Raw genomic sequence first — 19,877 nt, forward strand, 5'->3', positions numbered from 1 at the left:
GATGCTTCGCGTTGCGACCACGAATCGTCATCTCGCACCCTGTCTGATGTGCGCAGAACGCACGCGGAATTGCCGTAAAATGCCGGATTGTCCTTTTCTGATTCGCAACCGGCATGCCCCGTGCCTCAAACGACGCGTCCAGCAGCGCGTCCGCCACGCCCTCCGCTACGCCGGCTTCCTATGAAGCGGCCATGGCCGAACTCGAAACCCTTGTCGCCAGCATGGAATCCGGTGAATTGCCGCTGGAGGCCTCGCTTGCGGCGTATCGACGCGGGGCTGAGCTGGTCAAGTACTGCCAGCAGGTGCTGGAACGCGTCGAGCAGCAAGTGCGCGTGCTGGACGGCGATGCCCTGAAGCCGTTGGGCGACGACTCCGGCGCGAACGAGCAGGGCGACGCATGAGCGATTTCGCCCAATGGATGGCGTCCGTGGTCGCGCGGACGGAAAGCGCGCTCGAGCACACGTTGCCAGCCGAAACCGTCGCGCCGCAACGTCTGCATGCCGCCATGCGCTATGCCACGCTCGGGGCGGGAAAGCGCGTGCGTCCGCTGCTGGCCCATGCTGCCGGTGCGCTGGGCGATGCATCGCCCGCGGCGCTTGATGGTGTGAGCTGCGCGGTGGAAATGATCCACGCCTATTCGCTCGTCCACGACGACATGCCCTGCATGGACGACGACGACCTGCGCCGCGGCCGCCCCACCGTGCATCGCGCCTATGATGAAGCGACGGCTCTGCTGGTCGGCGACGCCTTGCAGACGCAGGCGTTCATCGTGCTGGCCGAGCTGGGTGCAGTCAGCCCGTCGACGCGGGCCGTGCTGGTCGGTGAATTGGCGCGTGCTTCCGGTTCGCTGGGGATGGCGGGCGGTCAGGCCATCGATCTGCAAAGCGTTGGCATCGCGCTGTCGCAGGACGAGCTGGAGGCGATGCACCGCATGAAGACCGGAGCGTTGCTGCGGGCGAGCCTGCGGATGGGCGCGCTGTGTGCTGGCGTGAATGCCGCTGCCTTGGAGTATGTCGATGCATATGCGGGTGCTGTCGGCCTCGCGTTCCAGGTGGTCGACGACATCCTCGACGTGACGGCCGATACTGCAACGCTGGGCAAGACCGCCGGCAAGGACGAGGCCAACGACAAGCCGACTTACGTGTCCATCCTCGGGTTGGACAAGGCCCGGGCGCTGGCCGATGAGCTGCATGCCGCAGCGGGTGCGGCGGTCGCAGAACTGGCCCGCGAACTGGGCAAGGCCCGTACCGTCCGATTGGCCGAGATGGCCGACCTGATCGTGCGGCGTGGCCACTGAACAACATTGCATCGACGTTAGAAGTCTTTGCCAAAACGCCTGAGCGGCGGTCCCACATGACGTACGAACTTCTGAACACCATCGACGATCCGGCCGACCTGCGCCGACTGGATCGCCGCCAACTCGGGCCGCTTGCCAACGAGTTGCGCGCCTTCGTGCTCGATTCCGTCTCGCAAACGGGCGGCCACCTGTCGTCGAACCTTGGCACGGTCGAACTGACGATTGCACTGCATTACGTCTTCAACACGCCGGAAGACCGCATCGTGTGGGACGTCGGCCACCAGAGCTATCCGCACAAGATCCTGACCGGGCGCCGCGACCAGATGGGCTCGCTGCGTCAGCTGGACGGCATTTCGGGTTTCCCGCGCCGCAGCGAAAGCCCGTATGACACGTTCGGCACTGCGCACTCGTCCACGTCGATTTCGGCCGCGCTGGGCATGGCCCTGGGCGCCAAGACCAACGGTGAAGACCGCGTCGCCATTGCCGTGATCGGCGACGGTGCGATGAGCGCCGGCATGGCTTTCGAGGCGATGAACAACGCGGGCGTCTATAAAGACCTGCCGCTGGTGGTGGTGCTGAACGACAACGACATGTCGATCTCGCCGCCGGTGGGAGCGCTGAACCGCTATCTGGCGCGGCTGATGAGCGGCCAGTTCTACGCGGCCACCAAGAAGGGCGTGGAAAAGCTGCTGTCGGTGGCGCCACCGGTGCTCGAGTTCGCCAAGCGCTTCGAGGAACACACCAAGGGCATGTTCGTGCCGGCCACGATGTTCGAGGAGTTCGGCTTCAACTACATCGGCCCGATCGATGGGCACGATCTGGAATCGCTGGTGCCGACGCTGCAGAACATCCGCCAGCGTGCGCGCGAAGGCGGCGGCCCCCAGTTCCTCCACGTCGTCACCAAGAAGGGCCAGGGCTACAAGCTGGCCGAGGCTGATCCGATCCTCTATCACGGCCCGGGCAAGTTCAATCCGCAGGAGGGCATCAAGCCTTCGGGGCGCCCCGCCAAGGTTACGTATACGCAGGTGTTCGGCCAGTGGCTGTGCGATATGGCGGCCGCCGACAAGCGCCTAGTGGGTATCACGCCCGCCATGCGCGAAGGCTCGGGGATGGTGGAGTTCGAGCAGCGCTTTCCCGATCGCTATTACGACGTGGGCATCGCCGAGCAGCACGCCGTCACCTTTGCCGGCGGCCTGGCATGCGAGGGGCTGAAACCGGTCGTCGCCATCTATTCGACGTTCCTGCAGCGCGGCTATGACCAGCTGATTCACGACGTGGCGCTGCAGAATCTGCCGGTGGTCTTCGCGCTGGACCGCGCAGGCCTGGTCGGTGCGGACGGTGCCACGCACGCAGGTGCGTACGACATCGCCTACCTGCGCTGCATCCCCAACATGATGGTGATGACGCCGGCCGACGAGAACGAATGCCGCCAACTCCTGAGCACGGCCTTCGCGCAGGATTGCCCCACCGCCGTGCGCTATCCCCGTGGTGCCGGCACGGGCGTGGCGGTGCAGCCGACGCTGGAGCCGCTGCCGTTGGGCAAGGCCGAAGTGCGCCGCGCTTCCACAGCGCCGGCCGGCCAACGTGTGGCGATTCTGGCATTTGGCTCGATGGTGGCCCCGGCGTCGGCAGCGGCCGAGCGTTTGGACGCGACCGTCGTCAACATGCGCTTCGTCAAGCCGCTCGACGTGGCCTGTGTGCTGGAAATGGCTCGCACGCACGATTATGTGGTCACGGTGGAAGAAGGCTGCGTGATGGGCGGGGCAGGTAGCGCCTGCCTGGAAGCGCTGGCCGCCGCCGGTGTCGCCACGCCGGTGCTGCAGCTGGGCTTGCCTGACCGCTTTATCGATCACGGCGATCATGCGGCGCTGCTGGCGCAATGTGGTCTGGACGCCAACGGCATCCTGGCCTCCATCCGCGAGCGTTTTGCCGTACAGCCGCGCGCTGCAACCCCGCGCGTCGCCTGAAGCATGAAGCACTTCTGGCGCTACCCCATAGGCAGAATCAATCACCCGTATTGCGGCTGCGGGTTTGAGTAGTTGACTGCAAAGGTAGGAAATTTCTTTTACACTCCGCCAGTCCTATTTCTGAATTTGTGTGCGCAGTCGCGGGATGGGCCGATTCGATCACTTGAGGGGTGGTCAGCATCAGCCAGGTTCCGCGGTTTCACACTCGTTGCGTGCCGGCCGACTGCGATGGCCGGACGACCGTAAAGGAAACCGATCATGAACGATATGAACCCGGCTTTCGCGATGCCGGACGTGCAGTCCAGCCACGATACCCGCCAGATTCCCATTCAGCGTGTTGGCGTGCGTGGCGTGCGTTACCCGATGTCGCTGCAGACGCCTTCGGGCGTGCAGAACACCGTCGGCACCTACAACCTCGACGTGCATCTGCCGGCCGACCAGAAGGGCACGCACATGTCGCGCTTCGTCGCGCTGCTTGAAGAAGAGCGCGAGCCGCTGAATCTGGCGCAGTTCCAGCTGCTGCTGGAAAAGATGCTGGAGAAGCTCGAAGCCGACGCCGGCCGTATCGAAGTCCACTTCCCGTATTTCGTCAGCAAGACGGCCCCGGTGTCGGGCGTGCAGTCGCTGATGGACTATGAAGTGACGATGATTGGCGAAGTGCGCGACGGCCACACCAAGGTCCGCGTCAAGGCGCTGGTGCCGGTGACGAGCCTCTGCCCGTGCTCGAAGAAGATCTCGCAGTACGGCGCGCACAACCAGCGCTCGCACATCACGATCGACGCCGAGCTGGCCGCCGATACGCCGGTCGAAGCGCTGATCCGCATGGCCGAAGAAGAGGCGTCGTGCGAACTGTGGGGCCTGCTCAAGCGTCCGGACGAGAAGTTCGTGACCGAGCGCGCGTACGAAAACCCGAAGTTCGTGGAAGACCTGGTGCGCGATATCGCCATGCGCCTGAACCAGGACGACCGCATCGTCGCCTACACGCTGGAAGCGGAAAACTTCGAGTCGATTCACAACCACAGCGCCTATGCGCTGATCGAGCGCGACAAGCGCACCGACAAGTAATCGACGCGCCGCCCCAAGAAAAAGCCGCTCAACCGAGCGGCTTTTTTCATGCCTGGTGGATGCGGATGTCTTCGAGGTCCCAGCGCGGCGTGACGCCGTAGCCGTAGCCGTCCTGCACCTGGGTGGGATCAGCCTGCAGCCGCATCGCGCCGGCAAAGGCGATCATCGCGCCGTTGTCGGTGCAGAACTGCAGGTCGGGGTAATAAACGCGCAGGCCGCGCTTTTTGCCCTCGGCGTTCAAGCCCTCGCGCAATTGGCGATTGGCGCCCACGCCGCCGGCCACGACGATGCGCTTGAGGCCATGCTCGCGTGCGGCGCGCAGCGTCTTCTTGACGAGCACTTCGACGATGGCGTCGACAAACGCCCGGGCAAGATCCGCGCGCGGCTGGTGGCAGGTCTCGCTGTCGGTCAGGTTGAGCTTGCGCACCTGGGTGAGCACCGCCGTCTTCAGCCCGGCGAACGAAAAATCGAAATTGCCCGAATGCAGCATCGGTCGGGGCAGGTCGAACACGCCCGGGTTGCCAAACTCGGCCAGCCGCGAAACGGCAGGGCCGCCCGGGTAGCCGAGGCCGAGCAGCTTGGCGGTCTTGTCGAAAGCTTCGCCGGCGGCATCGTCCAGTGTCTCGCCGAGCAGCGTGTATTGCCCGACGGCATCGACGCGCATCAACTGCGTATGCCCGCCCGAGACGAGCAGCGCCAGAAACGGAAACTCCGGCCGGTCCGCCTCCAGCAGCGGCGAGAGCAGGTGCCCCTCCAGGTGATGCACGCCTACGAGCGGTTTGCCGAGCGCAAACGCCAACGCATTGGCCACCGAAGCGCCGACGAGCAACGCGCCGGCCAGCCCCGGGCCTTTCGTGTAAGCGATCGCGTCGATGTTCGCGCGCGTCGCGCCCGCTTTGCCCAGCACCTCTTCCAGCAGCGGAATCACGCGCCGGATGTGATCGCGCGAGGCCAGCTCGGGCACCACACCGCCGTACTCGCGGTGCATGGCGATCTGCGAATACAGCGCATGCGCGCGCAGGCCGGCATGGGTGTCGTACAGGGCGACGCCGGTTTCGTCACAGGAGGATTCGATGCCGAGGACCAGCATGGCAAGCGGGGTGTGAGGAATGCAATGGGAAGGCCGCCGAAGATAGCACAAGTTAAAATGCGCGGTTTCTTCAAGAATAGGGCGGCGCAGCGATCATGATGCGATGCGATGTAGCGGTGATCGGCGCAGGCGCGGCCGGGATGATGTGCGCGGCCGTGGCCGGGCAGCGCGGCGCACGCGTAGTGCTGATCGACCACGCGACGAAGCTGGCCGAGAAGATTCGCATCTCCGGCGGCGGCCGCTGCAACTTCACCAACGTCAACGCGGGCCCTGCCAATTACCTGTCGAACAACCCGCATTTCAGCCGTTCGGCGCTGGCGCGGTACACGGCGCAGGACTTCATCGGCCTTGTCTCCAGCTACCGCATCCCGTATCACGAGAAACACAAGGGCCAGCTTTTCTGCGACGACAGCGCGGAAGACATCATCCGCATGCTGGAAACGGAATGCGAGCGCGGCAATGTGATCTGGCGCACCGGCTGCTCGATCGCTGAAGTCGGCAAGGATGGCGAGGCCTATCGACTATCGACCAGTGCGGGCGAGATCGTCGCCAGCAAGGTGGTGATCGCCACGGGCGGGCTGTCCATCCCCAAGATCGGTGCGACGGATTTCGGGTATCGCATTGCGCGGCAGTTCGGCTTGAAGATCGTCGAGACGCACCCGGCACTGGTGCCGCTCACCTTCAATGCCGAGCATTGGGCGCCGTTTTCGGCGTTGTCGGGCGTGTCGATGGAAGTGGACGTGACCGTTGCGCAGCCGCAGGGCAAGGGTGGTCGCAAGGGGAGCGCGACGACGTTCCGCGAAGACTTGCTGCTGACCCATCGCGGGCTGTCGGGTCCGGCGGTGCTGCAGATCTCGAGCTTCTGGAATGCCGGCCAGCCGCTTCTCATCGATCTGCTGCCGGACACCGACGCCGGGCAGTGGCTGTGCGACGAGAAATCCGGCTCACGCAAGCAGCTGGGTACGGTGCTGGCACAGCGCTTGCCGGAACGCGTCGCGCAGGCGTGGTGCGCCACGCACGGTGCCAACCCGCAGGCCCCGATTGCCGAGTTGCCCGACAAGGTGCTTCGCAACCTTGGCGCGGCGCTGAACCGATGGGAGCTGACGCCGTCGGGCAGCGAAGGGTACCGGAAAGCCGAAGTGACGCGCGGTGGGGTCGATACGCGCGCGCTGTCCTCCGCCACGATGGAGGCCCAATCGGCGCCCGGCCTGTACTTCATCGGCGAGGTGGTCGACGTGACGGGCTGGCTTGGCGGCTACAACTTCCAGTGGGCGTGGGCTTCGGCCGTCGCGGCGGGAGAGGCCGCTTCCGCTCGCTGACCCCCCACGGATCGGTCCTGGAACTGTTCGGGTTCTGTGCTACGATCAGTGATCCATTTTTCCAAGTTTGCAACCCGCTGGACCACCGTCCAAGCGGGTTTTGCCGTTTATCGGAGTTCGGAATGTCGCAGTTGTCCCTCAAGGCCCAGATCACGGAAGACATGAAGGCGGCCATGCGCGCCAAGGAAATGGATCGTCTCGGCACGATCCGCCTGTTGCAGGCCGCCATCAAGCAGCGTGAGGTGGACGAGCGCATCGAGCTGGATGACGCTGCCGTGCTGGCCGTGATCGACAAGATGCTCAAGCAGCGCAAGGATTCGATCACCGCGTTCGAGCAAGCCGGACGTGACGACCTTGTTGCCAAGGAAGCGGCAGAAGTGGCGGTGCTGCAGCTCTATATGCCCGCGCAGCTGTCGGAAGCCGAAGTCGACGCCGCGGTGCGTGACGCCGTGGCCAAGGTCGGTGCCTCGGGCCCGCAGGACATGGGCAAGGTGATGGGCGTCCTCAAGCCGGCCCTGGCCGGCCGTGCCGACATGACGCAAGTCTCGGCACGCGTGAAGGCCGCCCTGACCGGCGCCTGAATCCGCTCTACACTCGCCGCATCGAAGGGGCACACCCCGCGTGATCCCGCAGCCGTTCATTGACGACCTGCTCAACCGCGTCGATATCGTCGACGTGGTGGGCCGTTATGTGCAGTTGAAGAAGGGCGGCGCCAACTTCATGGGGCTGTGCCCGTTCCATAACGAGAAGTCGCCGTCGTTCTCGGTATCGCCCACGAAGCAGTTCTATCACTGCTTCGGGTGCGGCGCGCATGGCTCGGCGATCGGCTTCCTGATGGAGTTTTCCGGGCAATCCTACGTCGAGGCCATCAAGGACCTCGCACAGTCCGTCGGCATGGTGGTGCCCGAGGAGCGCGGTGGCTTGCCGCCCGCTGCGCGTGCCGAACAGCAAGCCAAGACCGTCGCGCTCGGCGACGTCATGGCCCGCGCCTGCGATCACTACCGCAAGCAGCTGCGCAGCGCCCCCAACGCCATCCAATACCTCAAGGGCCGCGGCCTGACCGGCGAGATTGCCGCGCACTTCGGTCTCGGCTACGCGCCGGACGACTGGCAATCGCTCGAAGCCGTGTTCGGTCCGTATCGCGAAGACGCCACTGCCGCCCCGCTCATCGAGGCCGGCCTTGTCATCGAAAGCGAGAAGACGGGCGCCGATGGCTCGCACCGCCGCTACGACCGCTTTCGCGATCGCATCATGTTCCCGATCCGCAATACCAAGGGCGTGGTGATCGGTTTTGGCGGCCGCGTGCTGGGGCAGGGCGAGCCGAAATATCTCAACTCCCCCGAAACGCCGCTGTTCAGCAAGGGCACCGAACTGTACGGCCTGTTCGAGGCGCGCAACGCCATCCGCGAGTTCGACTACGTGCTCGTCGTCGAAGGCTATATGGACGTCGTCGCGCTGGCGCAGCTGGGGTTTGCCAATGCGGTGGCCACGCTGGGCACGGCCTGTACGCCCGTCCACGTGCAGAAGCTGCTGCGGCAGGTCGACACCGTCATCTTTTCGTTTGACGGCGATAGCGCCGGGCGCCGTGCCGCCCGTCGAGCGCTCGAGGCCTGCCTGCCGCACGCTACCGACAACAAGACGATCAAGTTCCTCTTCCTGCCCTCCGAGCACGATCCCGACAGTTTTGTGCGCGAAGAGGGCACCGAGGCCTTCGCCCGTGAAGTGCACAACGCGATGCCGCTGTCGCGCTTCCTGCTGCAGGCTGTGACTGAAGACCTCGACCTGCGCCAACCGGAGGGCCGGGCGCGCGCCCAATATGAGGCCAAGCCGCTGCTGAATGCCATGCCGGCCGGGGGCCTGCGTCTGCAGATCGTGCGCGGTCTGGCCGAAATGACCGGCACCACACCCGCCGATATCGAAGCGCTGTGCGGTTTGCGCAGCGACCCAGCCCAAGCGGGCCGCATGACGCAGAAGCGGCCCCGCGTGGCGCGCACGGCACCTACGGCGCTTGAACAGAAGGTGCTGCGCCTCCTGATGCGCTATCCAGCGCTGGCCGCTCGGCTCGACGCCGATGCCCGTGCCCAGTTGACAGCGCCGCAATTGCCCCAAGGTGAGGTATTGGCCGCGCTGCTGGCCGAATGCGATGCTGCGGGGCCGGAAGTGCACTTCGGCGCCTTTGTTGAGCGCTTGGACCAGACGCCCTACGCCGAAGCCTTCGCCGGATTGCGTACGGCTGTGCTCCAGGACGACATCGAATTGGAGCCGGCCATGTCCGAATTCGACACCGCCGTACAAAAGATGCTCGCCGAGCCGCTGAAGCGCGAGCTGGAGATGTTGCAGCGCAAGATGGAAGCCGGTCATGCCGGCGACGACGACAAGGAGCGCATGCGCTGGCTGGTAGGCGAAATCAGCCGCCGTCGGCAGCTCGTGTAGCGCATGAGCCGCAGAGCCAAGCTCCAAGCGGGGCGGGCAATTGCGGGTAGCCCCTTGATTTTTCAGGCGAAAACCCGATTTTCGTTTAGACCGGCTGGGTCTGGCGTGCTAGAATAGCCGGTTTGGATTGCAAGTCCTTTTTCCCATTTTTGGGGGAGTGAGCGTGCCCATGGTGAAGGTGAAGACCTCCGCGAAGGCCGGTTCCAAGGCCAGTCCTGCTTCTGATTCTGCCAAGCGATCCTCATCGGCGCGCGGCTCGGGAGGAGGAAAGCCACCAGCGGGAACGGCGAAAGTCGCGAATGGTCGGACCCATGTAGGGCAGGCGGGATCGACAGGAGTGAAGGCCACTGCGCCGGCAAAGACGGGGAAAACCCAGCCGCGCCAGACCGCCGATATCACCGTCGCCGCCAAGACTGTCAAACCGACAGCGCGCACAAAGGGCGCGATCCAATCTTCAACCTCAGGCAAGGTCTCGACGTCGATGAGCACGAGCGCCAGACCTGGCGGCACAGCCGCTTCCGTCGCACTCAAGGGCAAGACAACCACCGTGGCGAAATCGAAAGTTACCGAAGTCGAGAGCAAGCAGACCACTGCCAGCGCAAGCGCAACCAAGACGGGTACCGCTCGTACCAGCACCGCAGCCAAGCCAGCCAAGGCAACCGCGGAAGACACCAAGCGCACCGCCCAGGCAGGGGCCACCCCCACAACTCCTCCCGCGCCCCGCGCCGAGGTCGCAGCCGAGCCCAAGAAGCGCGGCCGCAAGCCCAAGGCAGAGACGCAGGCAGACGATGACAGCAGCACGGACGTGACTGAAGAATTTGACACCCCCGCCGCTCCGGCACCGAAAACCGAAAAGCTGAAGGCCCGTGACCGCAAGGCCAAGGAAAAAGCCCTGCTCAAGGAATTCGCTGCTTCGCAGCAAGGCGGTTCGGAAGAAGAGCTTGAGGCCCGCCGCCAGAAGCTCAAGGCGCTGATCAAGCTGGGCAAATCGCGCGGCTACCTGACCTACGCTGAAATCAACGACCACCTCCCCGACGACATGGTCGACGTGGAGTCGATGGAAACGTTGGTTGCCACGCTCAACGACATCGGCGTTGCCGTGTACGAGCAGGCTCCGGACGCCGAAACGCTGCTCCTGAACGACAACGCGCCTTCCGTGACCACGGAAGAAGAGGCTGAAGAAGAAGCCGAAGCCGCGCTGTCGACGGTTGACTCCGAATTCGGCCGCACGACCGACCCGGTCCGCATGTACATGCGCGAAATGGGCACGGTCGAGCTGCTCACGCGCGAAGGCGAAATCGAAATCGCCAAGCGCATCGAAGCCGGCCTGAAAGACATGGTCATGGCCATCTCGGCCTGCCCGGTCACCATTTCAGAAATCCTCGCCATGGGCGAGCGCGTGGCCAACGATGAGTCCAAGATCGACGAATTCATCGACGGCCTGATCGACCCGAACGCTGAAGCCGAGGCCGCTGCCGCCGCCGAGGAAGAAGAGGAGTTCGAGGAAGAAGACGCCGAAGAAGAAGGTGACGAAGAGGAAGACGAGGACGATGAAGGTGCCGGCGCTGCCGCAGCTTCGGCCCGTCAACTCGAAGAACTCAAGCAGGCTGCACTGGTCAAGTTTGGCGTGATCGGCGAGCAGTTCGACAAGATGCGCCGTGCGTTCGAGAAGGAGGGCTACAAGTCCAAGCCTTACGTGAAGGCACAGGAAGCCATCCAGGCCGAACTGATGACGATCCGCTTTACGGCACGCAACGTCGAGCGTCTGTGCGACACGCTGCGCGGCCAGGTGGACGAAGTGCGCAAGCTTGAGCGTGCCATCCTGAACATCGTGGTCGACAAGTGCGGCATGCCGCGCGGCGATTTCGTTGCGCGCTTCCCGGGCAACGAGACGAACCTGAAGTGGATTGAAACCGTGGTGGCTGACGGCAAGCCGTACAGCACCATCGTCGAGCGTAACGTGCCGGCCGTGCACGAACTGCAGCAAAAGCTGATCGACCTGCAGGCGCGCGTGGTGCTGCCGCTGACCGAGCTGAAGGACGTCAATCGCAAGATGTCGGAAGGCGAGCGCCGTGCCCGTGAGGCCAAGCGTGAGATGACCGAGGCCAACCTGCGTCTGGTGATCTCGATCGCCAAGAAGTACACGAACCGCGGTCTGCAGTTCCTCGACCTGATCCAGGAAGGCAACATCGGCCTGATGAAGGCGGTGGACAAGTTCGAATACCGCCGTGGCTACAAGTTCTCGACGTACGCCACGTGGTGGATCCGTCAGGCCATTACGCGTTCGATCGCCGACCAGGCGCGCACCATCCGTATTCCGGTGCACATGATCGAGACGATCAACAAGATGAACCGCATCTCGCGTCAGATCCTGCAGGAAACCGGCAACGAACCGGATCCGGCAACGCTGGCCGAGAAGATGGAGATGCCGGAAGACAAGATCCGCAAGATCATGAAGATCGCGAAGGAGCCGATCTCCATGGAAACGCCGATCGGTGACGACGACGATTCCCATCTGGGCGATTTCATCGAGGATACGAACACGCTGGCCCCGGCCGAAGCAGCGCTGCATGGCTCCATGCGCGGTGTGGTGAAGGATGTGCTCGATTCGCTGACGCCGCGCGAAGCCAAGGTGCTGCGCATGCGTTTTGGTATCGAAATGAGCACCGACCACACGCTGGAAGAAGTCGGTAAGCAGTTCGACGTGACCCGCGAGCGTATCCGTCAGATCGAGGCGAAGGCACTGCGCAAGCTGCGCCATCCGAGCCGCTCCGACAAGCTGAAGAGCTTCCTCGAGGGCAGCTGATTCTAGCGAAGCAGGCGATTTTCCGAGTGGGCTTGCGCCCACTTTCGGGTAAAATCCCGCACCAGGCCCGGCCTAAGCGCCGGGTCTCTTTTTTTCCTGTTGGACAGGGCCGGACGCCGTGCTGGTTGCAGGCAGCGGACTCATAATCCGCCTCCGAAAGGACACCGTGGGTTCGAATCCCACCCGGCCCACCATCCTTCCCTCCCACTTTCTCGTCCCCCTTCATCCGCGTTTGCACGCCATGTTATGTGGCGGCTTTGTCTTGTCTTGCGTGCCTTATTGTTGCGGGACCGTATTTTGCTACCGGCTTTTCTTTCGGCGAAATATATTCATTTCGACATAATTGAATAACCCGCATTGCACCAACATTCCCCCCGATCGGAGGGGAGGGGTTTAAAACGCTTCAAACGAAACGGTTTCATTCCCTCGTTTGAAAAGTCGCCAAACCGCGCCGTGCCTGCTTGCGCGGGAGATTGCGGGCGTTGTTTTGAATGAAATCTCTATTTACTTCATACTCTGACCGGACCATAGTTTCGGCCATAACGATAAGTAAATAGCCAGTAGCGTACCCTTCGGAGACACAGGATGTTACGCATTCAAAACGGGCCCTTCCAGCATTCCGCTTTTGCGCGTGCCCACGCGCGTCATCGCCATCGTCATCACTGCAGCAGCGGTGGCGAGGTGCGTCCACGCTAGCAGCATTACCTCGATTGTTCTTGGGATCGGCACCGCGCCGATCTGCGTGATACCGGCCGACCGCCGGTAACGCGACCAAAGCACGCCCGTCGTTTTTGACGTATGCAAGTCGATCTGCCGACGGGGCAGATCGTGCGCTGCCGGCTGTCGTTTGCCGGCAGACGGGGTATTGACCGGCTGTTGCACACATTCGCCGGCCCAAAACACAACAAGTTCCAAAACGTGAGGAGACAACCATGGGTAGTCGACGTCATCTTTTTGTTGTCATGGCAACCAGTTGCATAGTGGCCATGCCGTTTATTGGCGGGTGCGGCGGGGCGGATGATCCCGGCTCGTCGGATGTTGCGCAGTGCTCGGGCAGTTCGTGTCCGCCGAGCGGAGCGGTCACCACACCGAGCACGCCGACCAGTCTGTGCCCAGCAGCGCTCGACTACACGACGACGTACACGGGCGGCTCGGGCAGCGGCGAGTACATCAAGGTCAAGTTCGACACGAGCAAGAACACGTACCAGATGCAGTTTCTGGAATCGTCGGTGCCGACCTCGGCGGGCCAGGTCAATACGACGCGCAAGGGGTTGACCATCAACGGCACGTTCGTCCATCCGACCAACTTGCCAACGCCTGAGCAGAACCGCTGCGCTTTCGTGCTGCAGTCGGGCAAGACGGCCGACAACAGCTACGCGATCACTGTCAATCCGCAAGACCCGCCGATGCTGTTCGTCGGGCAGGGCATTGTGGGGGGCGGCATTCCGGGGGCGACCATCCAGTTTGACGGCATTCAGCCGATTCCCGGCGTCGTGATTGGCGCGGTGCCGTCGCGCACGTTCGATTTCTATCCGTTCCTGGGCTTCTCCGAGACGGTGACAGATTTCTCGCAGGTAGCGGGGCGCTACAACCAGGTCGGTGTGCATGTCACGCCAACGGGTTCGGGCAGCCAGACCTCGGCGCCGCAAGGCTGGCAACCTGATGCCGTCAACTGGACGCAAACGTTGAATGCCGATGGCACGTGTACGGCGGAAGGGATCGACTATTCCTGCCACACGACGGGTACCCCGTGGACGCTGCGTCAGAACACAGACGGCTCGCAGGACAACGTGTTTGTCAGCAACCCGACCAGCAGCAGCGTGCCGTATCCGTATGTGGGCCAGGTCTCGCCGCTGGTGCTGCTGGCACCAAGTCAGGCCAAGGGCATTCTGATTGCCGGCAAGCTCAACGGGCAGGTGGTGCCGGTGGTGATCCGCGTCGGCTACTCGCATAGCGATCCGGCGAACCTTCTGGCTTCGGTGGCGGATGACCAGATCGGCATCTCGATCCTCTCGCCCGCAACCGCAATCCCGGCCAACGCACTCAAGGGTGGCTATGTCGGGGCGACCAGTGGCTCGGCATGTGGCGTAGTCACCAACAACGGCCCGAGCGGTGCGCCTGCCAGCGGCAATGGCTTGAACGCGACGATCGATCACCCGGAACTGTCAGGCTCCTATAGCGGTGGCTTCTTCCACGCCAACGCCGGCAACTGCAGCGACGGCACGGCTGTATCGACGCTGGCCGCCAACTACACCTCCACGCTGTTCCAGAACGGCACCGCCGCCTTCATCAACCCGCTCACGTCACGTGTGACGGCGCAGTTCGGGCTCGACTACACGCAAAGCTCGCCGGGCAAGTTGATCGTGACCGCGCAGAACGACTTCAACGCGCAGGGCGCCAGCGGCAACGTTGCGCTGTTCAAGGCCGGCGACACCGGGGTGGCCGTCAAGGTGGGCAACGTGTACGCAATGCTCATGAACAACAACAAGTACAACCCGTTCTTCACGGTCGGCGCATTCGTCCAGTGAGGCGCGCAGCAACGAAACCACATGCGGCGGCGTGCGTGACCTGTGCACGCTGCGCCGCCGCGACGGAACAACAACACGGAGGAAACGCAAATGCAATGGCGTAAATGGTTGGTCGTGCTCGCTTGCGCACCGATGGTGACAGCGTGCGGAGGCGGCGGTGATGATTCGCCCGCTCCGGTGATCCAGCGCCTGTGTCCGCAGGCCATCGACTACAACACCGTCTTCACTGGCGGATCGGGTTCGGGCGAACTCGTGAAGGTGCAGCTCGACACGACGAAGATGACGTACCAGATCACGTATCTGGCCTCGCCGATTCCGGTCAAGACGGGCACCGTGGCGCCCACCCGCGATACGGCGCCCAACAACGTGCAGACCGGCACGCTCACGCAAGAGACGGCGCTGCCGACCGAGAAACTGAACCAGTGCGCGTTCCGCCTGAATAATGCGAGCCTCGATCCGAGCCGTCCGGCGCGGTTCTTCCTGGGGCAGGGCGTGCTGGGCGGCACGATTCCGGGCGCGACGATCCAGTTCGACGGCATCGTTGGCGTGGGCAAGATTGCGCAAACCACGTTCCCGTATTACCCGTTCATCAGCTTCTCGAACACCGAGACCGATCTGACCAAGATTGCGGGCAACTACAACCAGCTCGGCTACCACCAGGTGCCGTCGCAGAGCTTCTCGCAGCAGGCGGTCGATGCGCGTTTCACCATCAACGTGGATGGCACCTACACCGAGTGCGACAACCTCGGCGTGAAGAACGGCGGGGCGTGCCTGACGTCTAGCGCGACGGTCAACCAGAAGCTGACGCTGCGTGGCGACGCCCCGGCCTTCACCACGCTGAACTATCAGCCGCAGGTGCCGGCAACGGTGTCGTCGCTCGACCCGGCCAAGGCGGGCAAGGGCGTGATGATCGTGGGCAAGCTGTATGGCCAACTCGTGCCGATCTTCATTCGCGTCGGTGCGGCCAATTCCGATCTGACGGCCGGCCCGCCGGTGGCAGATGACGAGTCCGGCATTTCGATCATGGCGCCAGTCGGCAACATCGCGCTGGGCTCGCAGGACGGCGAATACACAGGTGTGGACAGCACGTTCAACTACCGTGCCACGGCGCTGGTGGGCGCGCAGGCCACGATGCTCGATCCGTTCAACGCATCGCAGGCTGCGCTGGCGCGACCGCTGAACCTGGACTTCACGCAGAGCGTCCCGGGCGTGATCCGCACCACGCAGACCAGCGCACCGGCCGGCTCGGCCCCGACGGGCAAGCTGATCTTTACCGGCAAGACCTTCGGCTTCCTGGACATGAGCGATACGAAGAACCCGTACTTCACCGTGGGCGCCTTCGTGCAGTGACGTTTCCGGAATAACACGCCACGGGGCGCGGCACAGACCACCGCGCTCCGCTCAGAACAACAGGAGGAAGCATCATGAAGAAACTGACTGTCGCATTGATGGCGGCCTGCGCATCCGCAGGTGCCATGGCGCAGCAGGCCGGTGACAACGTGGCGACGGTGGGCTGGTTCCACATCATGCCGCAGGACTCGAGCAACAACCTGACCACGAGCGTGATCAACGCGCCGATCAATGATCCGCTGCGCTTGCCCGGCAGTTTCACGTCGCCCAACAGCGGGCTGCGTGTGGGCAACGCCAACACGCTGGGCCTGACGCTGACGCACTTCTTTACCGACAACATTGCGCTGACCACGATTGCCGGCGTGCCGCCCGAATTCAAACTGACCGGGCATGGCGTGATCCGCGCGCCCGGGCCCGCAGGGGCGCTCGGCCACGTCGACCTGGACGACCCGTCCAACCAGCCGGCCGTGCGCAAGGCGCGCCAATGGAGCCCTGGGGTCATCCTGCAGTGGTACTTCGGGCACGCGCAGTCGACGTTCCGTCCGTTCGTGGGCGTGGGTGTGGTCTACAGCTTCTTCACCAACATCGAGCTGAATCCGTACTTTGCGGCGGCGGTGAATCGCGAGCTGGGCAGCGTGCTGGCAGCGGGGGCGGGCAAGCCGGGGCCGACGTATGTCGAAGGGAAGTCGTCGTCCTCGTGGGCGCCGATCTTCAACCTCGGTGCGAGCTACGCGATCAACAAGCAATGGGCCTTGACGGCAACGGTGTCGTACCTGCCGCTCAAGACCGAAGCGGCGACCGTCATCAAGGCGTCGGACGGCACCACGCTGGCCACGACGAAGACCACGCTCAAGGCCAATCCGATCATCACATTCGTTGGGGTGTCGTACAAGTTTTAGCCGGGTGTCGGCTGTCTGCGCCTGGCTAATCGGCGCGGCGTGAATCGAGCGGGAACCGGTTTGCGCCGCATTCTTAAGGCGGTTTCTACCGTCAGTTCTAGTGAGGCAATAAATGAGCACACGTAAAGTCGTATCTCTTGCACTCGCACTTGCCACCGTAGCAGCCACACCCGCACTTGCCGTCACCGTCTCGCGTGTCGATGGTCAACCGATGAACCCGAATGGCGAGCCATTCTCGGTCACCGGCCAGACCACGCTGTCCAAAGGCTCCATCAGCGCCAATTGCACAGCGACCTTCACCGGCACGATCACGCCTTCGGGCATCGTCAACATCACGTCCACATCGTTTACCGGCGGCGGGACGTGCGGCCTCATCTCCGGCGCGACCCCGTGGACAGGCCAGGCCGACAGCACCACCCAGCTGTCGATCAACAATGCGGCGGTCAACGTGTTCCTGCTGGGCAGCTGCGGCCCCAGCAAGGTCGTGACGGCCTGGAACGATCCGAACTCGTCGCTCACGTTCACCAACGCACTGCTCACGCCGGACTGTACGGTGAGCGGCACGGTGGTGTCGACGCCGAAGTTCCACGTGCAATAAGCACGTACCCGGTTGACGGGCGGTTGCGCAGCCGCCGTCGATTGGTCTGAAGCATGGGCCCGGCATGTCGGGCCTTGTTTCTTTTGGGGCGCGTATTTCTCTCTGGGCAATACCCCTGTCGCCAATGGCGGCAATGCAATGTGCTGCGGCGATGGCATGATCCGGCTTTTGCCGCTGCACCGGGGCAGCGGCCTTTTACGGGAGCCAAGACATGCGTTTGCTTACTTCAGTCGCCGTGGCCGCAGCGATGGTGGCGTCCATCGGATCCGCCTATGCCCAGACGCCAGCATCTGCCGCCGCCGCGCCAACCCAACAACGCACGCAAGTGCCAGGCTATTACCGCATGGCGCTGGGCGACGACGTTGTGACCGCGCTCTACGACGGCTACACCGATCTGCCCGCCAAGACCCTGCTTGGCCTGAACGCGCAATCGGTGCAGAGCCTGCTGGCGCGGATGTTTGTATCGAACACGCCGGGCATGCAGACGGCGGTGAACGGCTTTCTGATCGACACGGGTGCCAAACGCATCCTCGTCGACACGGGTTCTGGCACGTGCTTTGGTCCGACGATGGGCGGCCTGGCCGGCAACGTTCGTGCATCGGGTTACCAGCCCGAGCAGATTGACGCCGTGCTGTTGACGCACCTGCATCCGGACCACGCATGCGGACTGCTGACGCCGCAAGGCCAGCCGGCCTTCCCGAATGCGCAGGTGTATGTGGCCGCGCCGGAAGCCGATTTCTGGCTGAGCGAAACGATCGCCGCTTCCAAGCCGAGCGACATGCAGCCGTTCTTCAAGATGGCGCGCGATTCCGTGGCGCCGTATGCAGCAGCGGGCAAGCTCAAGCAGTTCAAACCGGGCGATGAGGTGGTGCCGGGCGTGCGCTCGGTCGTCGCCAACGGGCATACGCCGGGGCACAGCGGCTATCTGTTCGCCTCGAAGGGACGCAGCCTGCTGGTCTGGGGCGATCTCGTGCATAGCCATGCCGTGCAGTTCCAGCACCCCGAGGTGGCGTTTGAATACGACGTCGACAAGAAGGCCGCCATCGCCTCGCGCCGCAAACTGTTTGCAGAAGCAGCGCGCGACAAGCTCTGGGTGGCCGGCGCACATCTGCCGTTCCCGGGCCTGGGCCACGTGCGCCGCGATGGCAACGCCTTCGCTTGGGTGCCCATCGAATACGGCCCGCTGCGCACGGACCGCGCTGATTGATTTTCGGCCCGACCGTTTAAGCGCCCGCCGGCCGCTTCATTTTGCAAGCGGTCGGCAGGTCCAAGTCTTTGGCTGCGGTTGTGCTCTCGGTCTTGTGGCCCCATTGGGTGCTGTCGTAGCCGACCTTGACGGTCTTTCCGTCCACTGGCGCGATGGTCGAGACCACCTGCGGGAGCAGCAACTGGTGGTCGACCTTGCGCATCGTGACGTCGCCGAGAAAGCTCGGCTTCTGCATGCCTTCCAGCGCCAGCGCAATCTTCAGCGGATCGGTCGAATTGGCTTTGCGGATGGCGTCCGTGACCAGCTCGACGGACAATACGGTGCGCGGCGCGAAGTGCTCGCCGGCGGGCGTCTGGCGCACGCGCGCATCCATCTGCATGAGTTGCGCGTTGCCGTTGCCCGGCGTCCATTCCGACACCCAAGTCACCTTGCCGATCTTGGCCTGCGAGACGGCGAGCACCGTACCCGGCGCGCCTGCGCCGCTGTGGTTCAGATAGCGCACGTCGTAGCTCATGTCGCCGGCAGCCTTGATGAGCAGGTTCAGGTCTTGCCCCCAGTTGCCCGTGAGGAGCGTGTCCGCGCCCGTCGCCTTGGCCTTCGAGACATAAGGCGCGAAATCCTTCACCTTGCCGATCGGGTGCAGCGTTTCTCCGGTGAACTGCACGTCGGGCCGCGCGGCCGAGATCATCTGCTTGCCCAACGCTGCCCACAGCCGGCCGTGCGCGTAGTCCTGGTTCAGCGAATAGACCTTCCGGATATCGGGCTGCGTCTTCACGAAGTTGGCCAGCGCGCGCATCTTCATTGCCGTGTTGGCCTCGGTGGCGAAATGCCAGAAGCTGCAATGCGCGCCCGTCAGGTCTGGGTCGATCGATGCGTAGTTGATGATCAGCACACGGTTGTTCGGATTGCGCTCGTTGTGCTTGGTGGCCGCATCCACCATGGCCGCCACCACAGAGGAGCCCGACCCGCCGGTGAAAACAATCTTCGCCCCCGCGTCGATGGCGCTCTGCAGCGCCGACAGACTGTCTTGCGCCGAGAGCTTGTTGTCGTAGGTCGACAGCTCGTAACGCGCACCGTTGAGCACGCCTTGCGGCTGCGCGTTGGCATCGTCGATACCGAGTTTCAGATTCGCTAGAAACTGCTCGCCCACATTCGAGAGCGGCCCGCTCAGCTGATCGATGAACGCCACCTTGATCGGCGCCGGGTCTGCGGCATGGGCCTGCGGTGCGAACAGCAACGCTGCCGCACAGGCCGATGCGGACAACGGACGGGCAAAGCGGATCGCTGCGGGCATGTCTCCTCCTTGTGTGTGTTCTCG

17 protein-coding genes and 1 tRNA gene are annotated in these 19,877 nt (G+C 63.7%); 14 read left to right on the forward strand and 4 right to left on the reverse strand.

The genetic code is table 11. From position 1 onward, the window contains the following. Positions 1-113 precede the first annotated feature (113 nt). From ABIC76_RS15630 to folE2, 4 genes are all read left to right on the forward strand, one after another. Positions 114-401 (forward strand): exodeoxyribonuclease VII small subunit, encoded by a 288-nt coding sequence (locus tag ABIC76_RS15630; RefSeq protein ID WP_102066515.1) that lies wholly within the window; start codon positions 114-116, stop codon positions 399-401. After that, the gene (locus ABIC76_RS15635; RefSeq protein WP_354534520.1) at positions 398-1,297 is read left to right on the forward strand and encodes a polyprenyl synthetase family protein; all 900 of its coding nucleotides are present in this window, start codon (positions 398-400) and stop codon (positions 1,295-1,297) included. The genes ABIC76_RS15630 and ABIC76_RS15635 overlap by 4 nt, the downstream gene beginning before the upstream one ends. A 56-nt stretch (positions 1,298-1,353) precedes the next feature. Next, positions 1,354-3,264 carry a 1-deoxy-D-xylulose-5-phosphate synthase gene (gene dxs, locus ABIC76_RS15640; RefSeq protein ID WP_354534521.1) on the forward strand — a complete coding sequence of 637 codons (1,911 nt, stop codon included), beginning with the start codon at positions 1,354-1,356 and terminating at the stop codon, positions 3,262-3,264. Positions 3,265-3,522: 258 nt separating this feature from the next. Further along, the gene (gene folE2, locus ABIC76_RS15645; RefSeq protein WP_102066512.1) at positions 3,523-4,329 is read left to right on the forward strand and encodes a GTP cyclohydrolase FolE2; all 807 of its coding nucleotides are present in this window, start codon (positions 3,523-3,525) and stop codon (positions 4,327-4,329) included. 46 nt (positions 4,330-4,375) lie between these two features. Here folE2 and tsaD read toward each other — a convergent pair whose 3' ends face one another. Continuing rightward, positions 4,376-5,419: a tRNA (adenosine(37)-N6)-threonylcarbamoyltransferase complex transferase subunit TsaD gene (gene tsaD / locus ABIC76_RS15650; RefSeq protein WP_354534522.1), complete on the reverse strand. Its 1,044-nt coding sequence runs from the start codon at positions 5,417-5,419 to the stop codon at positions 4,376-4,378. A gap of 95 nt (positions 5,420-5,514) precedes the next feature. Between tsaD and ABIC76_RS15655 the strand changes: the two genes are divergently transcribed. The 3 genes from ABIC76_RS15655 (at position 5,515) to dnaG (ending at position 9,171) form a co-directional block, all read left to right on the forward strand. Further along, positions 5,515-6,738, forward strand: a complete 1,224-nt coding sequence (locus ABIC76_RS15655; RefSeq protein WP_354534523.1) for a BaiN/RdsA family NAD(P)/FAD-dependent oxidoreductase — start codon at positions 5,515-5,517, stop codon at positions 6,736-6,738. Positions 6,739-6,869: 131 nt separating this feature from the next. Then, on the forward strand, positions 6,870-7,319 hold the full coding sequence (locus ABIC76_RS15660; RefSeq protein ID WP_354534725.1) for a GatB/YqeY domain-containing protein: 450 nt from the start codon (positions 6,870-6,872) through the stop codon (positions 7,317-7,319). Between the two features lie 40 nt (positions 7,320-7,359). Next, positions 7,360-9,171: a DNA primase gene (dnaG, locus tag ABIC76_RS15665; protein ID WP_354534524.1), complete on the forward strand. Its 1,812-nt coding sequence runs from the start codon at positions 7,360-7,362 to the stop codon at positions 9,169-9,171. Between the two features lie 108 nt (positions 9,172-9,279). On the opposite strand, the gene ABIC76_RS15670 is transcribed toward dnaG, so the two are convergent. Further along, entirely contained in the window at positions 9,280-9,660 is a 381-nt protein-coding gene (locus ABIC76_RS15670; protein WP_257878182.1) for a hypothetical protein, read from the reverse strand. Here ABIC76_RS15670 and rpoD point away from each other — a divergent pair. Both rpoD and ABIC76_RS15680 read left to right on the forward strand, forming a co-directional pair. Beyond that, positions 9,653-11,977 (forward strand): RNA polymerase sigma factor RpoD, encoded by a 2,325-nt coding sequence (gene rpoD, locus ABIC76_RS15675; protein ID WP_231479650.1) that lies wholly within the window; start codon positions 9,653-9,655, stop codon positions 11,975-11,977. The genes ABIC76_RS15670 and rpoD overlap by 8 nt on opposite strands. A 106-nt stretch (positions 11,978-12,083) precedes the next feature. Continuing rightward, positions 12,084-12,171, forward strand: a tRNA-Ile gene (locus tag ABIC76_RS15680). Positions 12,172-12,565: 394 nt separating this feature from the next. Here the strand turns inward: ABIC76_RS15680 and ABIC76_RS15685 are convergent. After that, positions 12,566-12,859 carry a hypothetical protein gene (locus ABIC76_RS15685; RefSeq protein ID WP_354534525.1) on the reverse strand — a complete coding sequence of 98 codons (294 nt, stop codon included), beginning with the start codon at positions 12,857-12,859 and terminating at the stop codon, positions 12,566-12,568. A 50-nt stretch (positions 12,860-12,909) separates the two neighbouring features. On the opposite strand from ABIC76_RS15685, the gene ABIC76_RS15690 reads away from it, so the two are divergent. The 5 genes from ABIC76_RS15690 to ABIC76_RS15710 all read left to right on the forward strand — a co-directional run bounded on the left by ABIC76_RS15690 (position 12,910) and on the right by ABIC76_RS15710 (position 18,559). Next, positions 12,910-14,505, forward strand: coding sequence for a DUF2957 domain-containing protein (locus ABIC76_RS15690; RefSeq protein WP_343548214.1), 1,596 nt, complete (start codon positions 12,910-12,912; stop codon positions 14,503-14,505). A gap of 90 nt (positions 14,506-14,595) precedes the next feature. After that, positions 14,596-15,855 carry a DUF2957 domain-containing protein gene (locus tag ABIC76_RS15695; RefSeq protein WP_354534526.1) on the forward strand — a complete coding sequence of 420 codons (1,260 nt, stop codon included), beginning with the start codon at positions 14,596-14,598 and terminating at the stop codon, positions 15,853-15,855. 74 nt (positions 15,856-15,929) lie between these two features. Beyond that, the gene (locus ABIC76_RS15700; protein WP_102066504.1) at positions 15,930-16,754 is read left to right on the forward strand and encodes an OmpW/AlkL family protein; all 825 of its coding nucleotides are present in this window, start codon (positions 15,930-15,932) and stop codon (positions 16,752-16,754) included. Positions 16,755-16,866: 112 nt separating this feature from the next. Beyond that, on the forward strand, positions 16,867-17,352 hold the full coding sequence (locus ABIC76_RS15705) for a PraA/PraB family alkane oxidation protein activator (RefSeq protein WP_354534527.1): 486 nt from the start codon (positions 16,867-16,869) through the stop codon (positions 17,350-17,352). 211 nt (positions 17,353-17,563) lie between these two features. Beyond that, a complete protein-coding gene (locus ABIC76_RS15710; protein ID WP_102066503.1) occupies positions 17,564-18,559 on the forward strand; it encodes an MBL fold metallo-hydrolase in 996 nt (331 codons plus the stop codon). Between the two features lie 16 nt (positions 18,560-18,575). Here the strand turns inward: ABIC76_RS15710 and ABIC76_RS15715 are convergent, their stop codons facing one another. Next, positions 18,576-19,853, reverse strand: coding sequence for a branched-chain amino acid ABC transporter substrate-binding protein (locus ABIC76_RS15715; protein WP_354534528.1), 1,278 nt, complete (start codon positions 19,851-19,853; stop codon positions 18,576-18,578). Positions 19,854-19,877 lie beyond the last annotated feature (24 nt).

The sequence above is a fragment of the Ralstonia sp. 1138 genome (genome assembly GCF_040544795.1).
Taxonomy (GTDB): domain Bacteria; phylum Pseudomonadota; class Gammaproteobacteria; order Burkholderiales; family Burkholderiaceae; genus Ralstonia; species Ralstonia flatus.